The sequence below is a fragment of the Limnofasciculus baicalensis BBK-W-15 genome (assembly GCF_024178385.1).
In the GTDB taxonomy this organism is placed as follows: domain Bacteria; phylum Cyanobacteriota; class Cyanobacteriia; order Cyanobacteriales; family Coleofasciculaceae; genus Limnofasciculus; species Limnofasciculus baicalensis.
In genome coordinates this window covers 1-6,347 of record NZ_JAMZMM010000156.1, presented here as the reverse complement: position 1 = coordinate 6,347, position 6,347 = coordinate 1, and the positions used below count along the sequence as shown (strand labels likewise).

Annotated in this window: 4 protein-coding genes and 1 pseudogene; 1 reads left to right on the top strand and 4 read right to left on the bottom strand. The window is 42.0% G+C overall.

Features of this window, described 5'->3' with window-relative positions:
* Positions 1 to 66 precede the first annotated feature (66 nt).
* The 4 genes and pseudogenes from NJ959_RS15905 to NJ959_RS15890 form a co-directional block, all read right to left on the bottom strand.
* Positions 67 to 486, bottom strand: a complete 420-nt coding sequence (locus NJ959_RS15905; protein ID WP_254012719.1) for an ExbD/TolR family protein — start codon at positions 484 to 486, stop codon at positions 67 to 69.
* 283 nt (positions 487 to 769) lie between these two features.
* A pseudogene (locus NJ959_RS15900) lies at positions 770 to 1,417 on the bottom strand (MotA/TolQ/ExbB proton channel family protein); the annotation flags it as partial.
* A gap of 243 nt (positions 1,418 to 1,660) precedes the next feature.
* Positions 1,661 to 3,076 (bottom strand): NYN domain-containing protein, encoded by a 1,416-nt coding sequence (locus NJ959_RS15895; RefSeq protein ID WP_254012717.1) that lies wholly within the window; start codon positions 3,074 to 3,076, stop codon positions 1,661 to 1,663.
* 357 nt (positions 3,077 to 3,433) lie between these two features.
* Positions 3,434 to 4,624 carry an IS1/IS1595 family N-terminal zinc-binding domain-containing protein gene (locus NJ959_RS15890; protein ID WP_254012716.1) on the bottom strand — a complete coding sequence of 397 codons (1,191 nt, stop codon included), beginning with the start codon at positions 4,622 to 4,624 and terminating at the stop codon, positions 3,434 to 3,436.
* Positions 4,625 to 4,764: 140 nt separating this feature from the next.
* Between NJ959_RS15890 and NJ959_RS15885 the strand changes: the two genes are divergently transcribed.
* Entirely contained in the window at positions 4,765 to 6,273 is a 1,509-nt protein-coding gene (locus NJ959_RS15885) for a UbiD family decarboxylase (protein WP_254012715.1), read from the top strand.
* Positions 6,274 to 6,347 lie beyond the last annotated feature (74 nt).

The following is a 6,347-nucleotide window of genomic DNA, read 5'->3' as shown; positions in this document are numbered from 1 at the left end:
GGCACTTAAGTGCCTACTACTAACAATCTGTAATGGGCACTTAAGTGCCTACTACAAACAATCCGACTATTTATCCTCAATCGCCAGAGAAACACTATCCCCGCCAATATCTCGCATTTCTCCCAATAGCCGCACTACCTTTTCATAAGGAAGATTTTTGTCTGCTTTTAAAATAACAGCTCCCTTAGTATTACTCTCCAAATAAGTTTTCATTTCCTCGGCTAACTCTTCTTTAGTAATAGCTTTATTGTCAGCTAGCAAAATCTCTTCCTTGTCATTGAGTCCAACAACAAGGGGATCTGGGTTTTTTTCTTGGCTTGTACCAGCATCTGCACTAGGTAAAGTAACATTAACTGACTTCTGCCCACTAGTAAATGTCATGGAAAGGATGATGAAAAAGATTAAGATTGTCATCAGTACATCCATCATCGGCACCAGATTTAATTCTGGCATTTGGGAACCTTTATGTTGGGATTTGAATCTCATGGGGGTTACTAAATAGCAAAGGAGTGATGAACTAATCTTGGTGAGTTGAATTATCTGTTAATGTTGGTTGTTGTTCGTTGTCTAATTCCCCATCTTCTCCATTAGTTTGACGAGAGAAAGAAGGTGAATGTTGCCGATCTATTATTTGTGGTTCAATGGTTGTATTACCTGAATCAACTGATACTTGAACTGACCATCTACCGCCAACTGCTGGAGAGTTAATTTGGCTAGTGCCAAATTTTGGAGATTTCATCGCATAAGTAGAGGATGGGGGAGAATGGGCAGGTTCATCAGAATCAGAAGATTCATACCAACATTGGCGATAGATTAGTTCTAATTCGCTACCCACTTCATAAAAATAATCCGTTTGTTGAGCCTGCAAAGTTACTAAAATTCGGAAAAAGAAGAGAGCAATAATAGCGATAATCATCCCAGCCGCAGTGGTAATTAGTGCTTCCCCAATACCCGCTGCGGCTTTTCCTGCACCCTCACTTGCACCTCCACCACCAATGTTAAGGTTACTGAAAGTAGCAATCAAACCTGTCACTGTACCCAACAAACCTAACAGTGGCGCAATTCCCACAATACTTTCTAATAATTTATCCCCTCGGCGCATTTGGGCAAATTCTTTATCCGCCGCTGCTTCCATTGCCAAGCCAAAAGTTTCGGGAGTCGGTTTTCTTAGCTTCAAAGGTGCGAGGAGAAATCGACCAATCGGGAGGGATTTGGAATGTTCTGCAATTGCTGCTGCTTTATCTAAATCGTAGCGTGCCGCATCTAGAACCTCCTTTACTATATGGTCTTCTTGGCTCAATAGTTTGAACCAAAACAATGCTCTTTCCAAGGCACAAGCAAATGTCATCACTGACATCCCTACCATTGGGATCATCGTTGGGCCGCCTTGATGGATTAAATCTAATACTCTCGCCATGATCTTCGGGGAACTTACAAATGTCTCTATTGTTAATTTATTCAGGATTCTAGCGGTTTGCCATTAAACGGAATACACCCCGATTGCGATTGGGGTAAATATGTACTATATTGCTGTACTTTACCCAATCAAAAACCGCTATAGGCTTGTTTGATTAGAATATAGGACTAACAGGTTACAGAAGGTTAAGATCAGGTAATGATTTGGATAAGGAGTTGCCAATCTCACCCTTTCTCGCCACTCCTATTCGTTTTCCTGAAGTGCCACATGATAGACTGAACCGATCTTTTTCAATTTAAAAGCGCTACAGGATTGCAAGAAAACCGGAAATTTGGTTCCCAAGTTTAAGTCTTGCATTGCCTTGGTAATTGATTTCCCATATTGCTTCTGAAACTCAGTGGCTACGTTAGCAATTGCCACGTATTTCAGGTTAGACTTTGTGGTTAAAGCCTTGATTATGTTGAATAATACCTGTTCGATTGTTTCTGGAGATTCAACATTGACTAAAAGTGAATCGTTTGTTTTGGTGTCTTGAGAAATTACCCGATCGTTTTGGGTGACTGGGTTGGGTGCTTCTACTTCAAATAGCGTTATATAAGATCCAGATTCATCAGGTAGTTGATGGAGGGCAAAGTCATGGGGATATTGAGTGAAAATATCCCGGACTTTCTGCCCCGGAAAGTGAACTGCTCCTACTTGAGTCATTGCGATCTTGTACTTACTATGAAATCGATTGGAAATCCGAGAAATCTTGAACCAATTCTGTTTAGTTCTGGCTTTTTCGGCTTTGATGATATTCTTAATTTGTAGGATAAATTCCTCACGGGATGGCACATCTGGCACAGGTATTAGAGAATGGGTTTGGGCTTGGTTAGTTTTACTATTTAAAACTGTAATATTATCCCCTTTCTTCCGGACGAGATAAACAGTTAATCCATGGGTTTGCAGGGTATTGTAAAGATGAGTCATTACTCCATCTGAGGAGCAAACTAATACTTCCCTGGCTGTGGGGTAATGGACGAAGATTGAAGAGCCAACTGTCGCCATTTTGACATCAGCACTATCTTTCCCAGGTGGAACATGAATTAGTTCATAACCGCGAGTATGGAATTCGGCATCTTTTTTACCCATGCTGCGCCAATTGGCAAAGGCTACCTTAATTTGAATTGGATAGGTACAGAGTCCAGTTAGGAATTTTTCGGTTTCGATATCTAGTTGTAAGTTTTCCGCATCAAGTAGTAATATCGCAATTCCTGGGAAAGAATTTGCTAACGGAGATGTAGTGGCTTCAGTAATTTTTGAATGCCCTAACCCATTAGACTCCACAGGAATTTGTCGCTGAATCACATCCCGAATTTCTTGGATCAATTTCCCAAACTCTGGCGTTTTAAAATAAGCGGAAACGAGGAATATTTGCAGTAATCTTTGGATCTTACGGAGTCTGGTATTCCAGTCTACGGATTTCCTTAATTCGGATTTCAGCTTCCTGGAAAAGGCTTCTTGATAGCGGAGATCCCGCCAATCAATTTTCCTGTACTTTTCCTGTAGCAGTTGCGGTTGCTGCTGCTGAATATCAACAACTGCTTGGTAAAGGCTAAGGCTAATTTCGTCGATAATGGCAGAATCATTAACTAATGGCAAAATTGAATTCTCTGGCATATTACAACCCGCACAGGGGGATTATTGAGGGTGCGCGCTCTGAGGAGCGTTCGTTTTTGGTGTGGCTTAAGGAAATTGCCGATAGCGAAGGCGAGGCTCCATACCACGGCAGAAGGCTTTCGAGAGTTAGGAGGGTTAATCTGGAGATTTACCCACCTCAGACATCTCCCTGTTACCAACCGCTGAGAATCCCCTCTGTTTTCAGGCGAGGAGAAGTCAAGATCGCACCGTCTATCACTCCATCATAAAACGACTCTGCCTTAGCTGTCGGTACGCGATGGTACAAGACTCTCCTAAGCTAGTACAATTGGGCAAGAGGCAGCTATCCTGAAGCTATTGCCCGTTACCCAAAGAAATTTAATTTTTTAATTTCAAAGATTTACATGATTTTAAAAACGTACTTAACTTAGAACCTAATCCTAATTTTTTGATGAGGGCACTGGGAGCAATACCATAGATACCATGAAATTCTGCACCCAATTTACCAGTATCTATAACGAGTTTGGGATTCCTATTTTTCATTGTTTCTAAAATTTCTAGAAAAACCTGTTCTAACTTTTCCTTAGAATTAATACTGGCTAAATCTGCCACAGTAGCGATCCCTGTCGGTTTCGAGTTATTATCTTTATTTGTGGCGATTGACTCTGGCTCTTTTTTTTCGGGAATAACCTGATTTATATCTTGAGTTTTCCTGTTATCTTCTGGATCATTTACGATTTTGCTGTTAAGGGTAATGTGGCGGCGTTGTTGAAAAAGATTAGTTAGGGTAGATAGCTGGGAAATGCGATCGCTGATTGATGTCATTTCTCCTTGGAGCATTGCCTCAACTTGTTTTACCAGCTCTTCCAAGGAGGGAATTGCCATCTCCATCTCTAAGGAATAATGAGTTACCTCGCCCGTCTGACGATTTTCCACACTTAATAGTTTATTTTGTCTCCGTACCCGATAAACTATCAATCCTTGACACTGTAATTCATTACATAGATGAGTGAGTAACCAATCGGATGAGCAGACAAAAACTGCTTTAGCCTCCGGGTAATGGTGAGGAATAGAGACACCCATAGCAATCATTTGGGCATCAGCACTATTTTTACCCTCTGGCACATGAATTAATTGATAACCGCGATCGTAAAGTTCGGCATCCTGTTTGCTCAGGCTAGGGTTTCTCCAGTTGGCAAAGGCGATTTTGACTTGGAGGGGATAATGACTAATATCAGTTAAAAATTTCTCGGCATTTAGATCCAGCTTCAAGTTTTCTACATCTAGCAATAAAATAGCTAACCCCGCTAGATATTGTCCTGGATCTATGGATTGCCGAGCCGGGATTATTTCTGAATCTGGACTACTCATAAGCGATGACAAGTTAACTGGTAGTTCAGACTTTTTCTGCCTGACAACCTCAATCATATTCTCCTGTTGACTTGCTGTCTTTACTGAAGAAAAATCATCGATAAAGTATCTACCACAAATTTTGCAAAAATATTGCTGCTTTCCTCTTGTAAAACCGTTTTTTCGCAATTGGGTGGATTCACATCGAGGACATTTCATATTAGTTATTACTGGTTGGTTGCAGGTTATGAGCAGGAGGCTGAGTCCACTTGCTTTTTGCTCCTCGGAAGAAGTCACGGGGTTTTCACCCAGGCATCTTATAATCAAAGATACCACTTCATACTTCTAAATCCTTAACCATGGCAAGAGATTTGCGGGCATTCATTAAGCTACTCGAACAACGGGGAGAGTTACGGCGAATTTCAGCATTAGTCGATCCCGATTTAGAAATTGCTGAGATATCCAACCGGATGTTGCAAGCGGGAGGACCTGCACTTTTGTTTGAAAATGTCAAGGGATCGTCGGTTCCCGTGGCCATCAATTTAATGGGAACCGAGGAAAGGGTTTGTTGGGCAATGAATATGGAACATCCCCAAGAGTTGGAGACATTGGGGAAAAAGCTGGGAATGCTACAACAACCAAAACCGCCAAAAAAATTCTCTCAGGCGGTGGAGTTTGGTAAGGTTTTATTTGATGTTGTCAAAGCAAAACCAGGGCGAGATTTTTTCCCGGCTTGTCAGGATGTGGTATTAGAAGGCGATGCCCTGGATTTCAACAAATTACCCCTAATTCGTCCCTATCCCGGTGATGCGGGTAAGATTATTACCCTAGGATTAGTAATTACCAAAGATTGCGAAACAGGTACTCCGAATGTAGGAGTATATCGGTTACAATTGCAATCAAAAAATACCATGACAGTCCATTGGCTGTCGGTACGAGGTGGGGCGAGACACTTGCGGAAAGCCGCTCAAAATGGGAAAAAATTAGAAATTGCGATCGCGCTCGGTGTCGATCCTTTAATTATCATGGCAGCCGCTACCCCCATTCCTGTAGATCTTTCAGAATGGCTTTTTGCTGGATTATACGGCGGTTCCGGGGTTGCCCTCGCTAAGTGCAAAACTCTGGATTTGGAAGTGCCAGCGGACTCGGAAATTGTCCTAGAAGGGACAATTACGCCAGGGGAAGTATTGCCAGATGGACCATTTGGAGATCACATGGGTTATTACGGTGGGGTAGAAGATTCTCCCTTAATTCGCTTCCACTGTATGACACACCGAAAAGACCCAATTTATTTAACCACATTTAGCGGTCGTCCCCCCAAAGAAGAAGCGATGATGGCAATTGCTCTCAATCGCATTTATACCCCAATTCTGCGACAACAAGTATCAGAAATTGTGGATTTCTTCTTACCAATGGAAGCCCTCAGTTACAAAGCGGCAATTATTTCCATCGATAAAGCTTATCCTGGACAAGCAAGAAGGGCTGCTTTAGCTTTTTGGAGTGCTTTGCCTCAGTTTACTTACACTAAATTTGTGATTGTAGTGGATAAGGATATTAATATCCGAGATCCCCGTCAAGTGGTATGGGCAATTAGCTCTAAAGTTGACCCCGTGCGAGATGTATTTATTCTGCCCAATACACCCTTTGATAGTTTGGATTTTGCTAGTGAAAAGATTGGTTTAGGTGGAAGGATGGGAATTGATGCGACAACTAAAATTCCGCCGGAAACTGAACATGAATGGGGTAAACCTTTAGAATCAGATCCTGATGTCGCCGAGATGGTGGAAATGCGTTGGGCGGAGTATGGGTTAGGGGATTTGAAATTAGGGGAAGTGAATCCGAATTTATTTGGGTATGATATGCGGTAGTTAGAGTTGAGTGAAAAACTATATCCGGAGTTCGATCCCCCTATATGGAGGAGATTATCTCCTACATATAGGGC

What these genes read in the sequence shown, in the direction of transcription:
- NJ959_RS15895 (WP_254012717.1), bottom strand. Translation starts at nt 3,076, where the DNA reads ATGCCAGAGAATTCAATTTTGCCATTAGTTAATGATTCTGCCATTATC.
- NJ959_RS15890 (WP_254012716.1), bottom strand. Translation starts at nt 4,624, where the DNA reads ATGAAATGTCCTCGATGTGAATCCACCCAATTGCGAAAAAACGGTTTT.
- NJ959_RS15905 (WP_254012719.1), bottom strand. Translation starts at nt 486, where the DNA reads ATGAGATTCAAATCCCAACATAAAGGTTCCCAAATGCCAGAATTAAAT.
- NJ959_RS15885 (WP_254012715.1), top strand. Translation starts at nt 4,765, where the DNA reads ATGGCAAGAGATTTGCGGGCATTCATTAAGCTACTCGAACAACGGGGA.